The 3,740-nt window shown below is 63.0% G+C and carries 5 protein-coding genes; 1 reads left to right on the top strand and 4 read right to left on the bottom strand.

Annotated features, from left to right (window positions below; translation table 11 throughout):
- Both AB4Z11_RS26365 and AB4Z11_RS26360 read right to left on the bottom strand, forming a co-directional pair.
- Positions 1-713: NAD(P)/FAD-dependent oxidoreductase (locus tag AB4Z11_RS26365; protein WP_442028805.1), on the bottom strand; the 713-nt coding region annotated here is incomplete at its 3' end.
- Entirely contained in the window at positions 710-1,642 is a 933-nt protein-coding gene (locus AB4Z11_RS26360; RefSeq protein WP_442028804.1) for a 4-hydroxyproline epimerase, read from the bottom strand. The genes AB4Z11_RS26360 and AB4Z11_RS26365, both read right to left, overlap by 4 nt.
- 56 nt (positions 1,643-1,698) lie before the next feature.
- Here AB4Z11_RS26360 and AB4Z11_RS26355 point away from each other — a divergent pair, with 56 nt between their 5' ends.
- The gene (locus AB4Z11_RS26355) at positions 1,699-2,475 is read left to right on the top strand and encodes a helix-turn-helix domain-containing protein (RefSeq protein WP_442028803.1); all 777 of its coding nucleotides are present in this window, start codon (positions 1,699-1,701) and stop codon (positions 2,473-2,475) included.
- Between the two features lie 100 nt (positions 2,476-2,575).
- On the opposite strand, the gene AB4Z11_RS26350 is transcribed toward AB4Z11_RS26355, so the two are convergent.
- Complete coding sequence (locus AB4Z11_RS26350) at positions 2,576-3,199, bottom strand: glutathione S-transferase family protein (RefSeq protein WP_442028802.1); 624 nt, start codon at positions 3,197-3,199, stop codon at positions 2,576-2,578.
- 2 nt (positions 3,200-3,201) lie between these two features.
- On the bottom strand, positions 3,202-3,740 hold a 539-nt coding region (locus AB4Z11_RS26345; RefSeq protein ID WP_442028801.1), incomplete at its 5' end, for an ABC transporter ATP-binding protein.

Genomic DNA, 3,740 nt, shown 5'->3' with positions numbered 1-3,740 from the left:
CTTTTGATATAGCCCAGCTCCACCAGCTGATGCCGCACAAAGCCCGGATAGCGGTCGGTAATCATCACATGGCCCTTTTTCGGCTGCACCGGCAATTCAGGCACCAGCGCCGTGGAGCGCGAGCCCGCAGCCAGCACCACGGCATCCGCGCTGAGGCGCGTACCGTCGCCCAGCACCACGCAGCCATCGCCGATCTGCCGCACGTTGCTGACGATCAGGCGCGCACCACGCGAATGGGCGCGATCCATCAGAATACGCGCACTCTTGGGCGGATACACCAGTCCATCGTCATGCACCAGCAGTCCGCCCGCCAAACCGGGACGCAGCTGCGGTTCCATCTCATACAGCAGCGACGAATCGAGCATGGCGCAAGCCAGACCATAGTCCGACATGGTCGCCGCCTTGGCGCGCGCCGCCGCCAGCTCCTCATCGTCCGACGCCACCCAGATCGTGCCGCAGCGGCTGTATTCATGCCGGGCTGGCTGCTCGGCCACAAAATCGCGCCACAACGACAGCGAATAAGCCGTCAGCGCCAGCTCGGCCGGATTGTCGTCCATGACCACCAAGTGGCCCATGCCCGCCGCGGTCGCGCYGCTGCCGACCGTGTCCTGCTCGATCACCAGCACTTGCAGGCCGCGTGCGGACAAGGCATCGGCACACGCCGCACCCACGATGCCCGCACCAACGACCAGCACATCAGCGCTATTGCTCACCGAATGCCCCACACGAAAGGATCGTCCGCATCCATGATCAGCTGCGCCGTCGCGTTGACCCACGCCTTGCCGCGAATGATGGGAATCAGGCGTTCGCCGTCGATGCGGAAGGAACCTTCGAACACGCTGCCGACAATGCTCTCCTGCCGCCACTGCGCGCCTTCGGCCAGTTTGCCGTCCGCAGCCAGGCAGGCCAGCTTGGCGCTGGTGCCGGTGCCGCAAGGCGAACGGTCGTAGGCATTGCCGGGGCAAAGCACGAAATTCTGGCTGTCCGCGCCACTGCGCGAAGCTGCGAACAATTCGATATGGTCGATCTCCGCGTCGCCTACGCCGGTAATGCCCGCCGCAGCCAAGGCATTCTTCAGCGCGGTCGTGTAGGCCGTCAGTGCGCCAGCCCGTGCGACCGTCAGCTCCTGGCCATGATCCGACACCAGGAAGAACCAGTTGCCGCCCCAGGCCACATCCCCGTGAACGGTTCCGTGGCCTGGCACGTCAACGGCCACGCCAGTGGCCAATCGATACGCCGGTACGTTTTCCAACGTGACGCTGCCATCTTCGTGCAGCTCAGCTTCCACCACTCCGACTGGTGTATCGATACGATGCCGTCCCGGCGACAAGCGCCCCATGAAAGCGAGCGAAGTCACGAGCCCGATGGTGCCGTGCCCGCACATGCCGAGATAGCCAACGTTGTTGAAAAAGATGACGCCCGCTGCGCAATCCGGCGCATGGGGCTCGCACAGCAGCGCACCGACCAGCACATCGGAACCGCGCGGCTCGCAGACCACGGCAGAACGGAATCCGTCATGCTCGCGGCGGAAGCGCTCAAGGCGCTCATTCAGAGGGYCGGCCCCGAGATCCGGGCCGCCGTCGATCACCAGGCGGGTAGGTTCGCCGCCGGTGTGGGAATCGATAATGGAGATCGTTTTCATAGACTCCATCATAGGCGCAAGATGGCTCGCCGTCTTGCATCAGCGAAGGGTCATTGATGACGAAATCTGCACAATCGTGGCAGAATACCGCCATGGACAAGCATGCACGCACTGCGCTCGGCGCCAGTATCGCCGACGTATTCTTCACCGAACCGCTGTTCGACTCCCTGCCGGACGTGGTTTTCTTCGTCAAGGATACGGAGGGCCGCTACGCCGTCGTGAACCAGACACTGGCCAAGCGCTGCGGCGTGAAGGACAAGGCTGCCCTGCTCGGCCGAACCGCGGTGGAAGTTTTTGCACAACCGTTCGGATCGCGCTTCCTGGCGCAGGACCGCGCCGTGCTGGATGATGGCGCCGAGATTGAAGATCAGCTGGAGCTGCATCTGTATCCCAATCGTGCGCCCGGCTGGTGCCTGACGCAGAAGCGTCTCTTGCGCGATAAGGCGGGCCACATCGTCGGCTTGTGCGGGATTTCACGTGACCTAGCCATGGCCGACCACAAGAATCCGGCTTATCATAAGGTGGCGGAGGCGGTGCGGGTCATTCATGAGCAGTTCGACGGGCCGCTCGCCCTTCCCAAATTGGCGCGCACGGCGAATATGTCGGTGGCGCAGATCGAACGCTACTTCCTGCGCATCTTCCACCTGACGCCGCGCCAGCTGATTATCAAGACGCGTATCGATGCCGCTTCGCGCATGCTCGCCGGGGACGCCAGCGTGGCGGAAATCGCCCTCGCCTGCGGCTACGCGGACCATAGCGCCTTCACACGCCAGTTCCGCGCCACCACGGGCGTCACGCCCAGCGAGTACCGCCAGGTGCTGCGCGACGCTTAGACCGAACCAACGGCAGGAGCTGCGCGACGCTTAGACCGAAACCCAAGGCAGAAGCTGGTGGCAGGCACGGCGTGCCTGCCACCTGGGTTACGCTGCTGGTTTAAACCATGCCGTTGCGGCAGTGGTCGCGGAAGCCGGGACGGTCGGCCATGCGATCCAGCCAGGCATCAATCGCGGGCGCGGGCTGGCGCTCAATGGGCGCCATCAGCCAGCGCGTTGCCGAAAGGCCCAGCACTATGTCCGCCAGCGTGAACTGCTCGCCGGTGACGAAGGTGTCGCCGCCTTCCAGGTGTTTTTCGAGAATGCCGATATTGCGGTTCCACGCTGCCACGCTGGCCGCCAGCTGCGCCRGGTCCTGGAAGGCCGGGTTCTTGCGCACCACCGACATGAAGGCATAACGCCAGGCGTTGTTCAAATCCGTGGCCTGCCAGTCCATCCACTTTTCAACCATGGCACGCGCTTGCGGATCGCGCGGCAGCAGGTCGTCGCGGCCATGCACGCCGCACAGGTAGCGGCAGATCGTGTTCGACTCCCACAGCACGAAATCGCCTTCGACCAGCACCGGCACCATGGCGTTCGGATTCAGCGCCGTGAATTCCGGCGTCTGGGTGGAGCGGAAACCGTCGCCCCAGTCTTCGCGCTCGTAGGCGACACCAATTTCGGAAAGCGTCCACAAAACCTTGCGGACATTGATGGAAGTAGGTTTTCCAAGAATCTTCAGCATGATCAGAGTCCCAGTTGAGTGAGTATGTCTTCTTTCAGTTGCTGCAATTCGGGGCTGGACAGCTTGCGCGGATGCGGCTGCTCGACGCGGAAGCTGGCCTGGATTTTCGTCGGCCGCGGCGACAACACCATGATGCGGTCCGCCAGATACAGCGCTTCTTCCACGTCGTGCGTGATCAGCAGCACGGTATGGCGTTCCTCAGCCAGAACGCGCAGCAGCTCATTACGCATCTTGAGGTTCATCAGCGCATCGAGCGCGGAAAATGGCTCGTCCATGTAGAGAATCTCAGGCTTGACCACCAGTGCCCGTGCAATCTCGGCGCGCTTCAGCATGCCGCCGGACAGCTCGTGCGGATATGACTTCTCGAAGCCTTTCAAGCCGACCATCGCCGCGTAATGGTCGGCCAGCGCCGCCTTGTCGCCATGGTCGTCGCCATTCAGGCCGAACATCAGATTCTCCTGCACCGTCATCCAGGGAAAAACGGAACCATGCTGCGAAATCACGATGCCTTTCGGACTAGGCCGCGTGACACGCTCGCCGT

This window comes from Pseudoduganella sp. RAF53_2 (assembly GCF_052113985.1).
In the GTDB taxonomy this organism is placed as follows: Bacteria; Pseudomonadota; Gammaproteobacteria; order Burkholderiales; family Burkholderiaceae_D; genus Rugamonas.
This window is presented reverse-complemented; position numbering and strand designations above follow the sequence as displayed.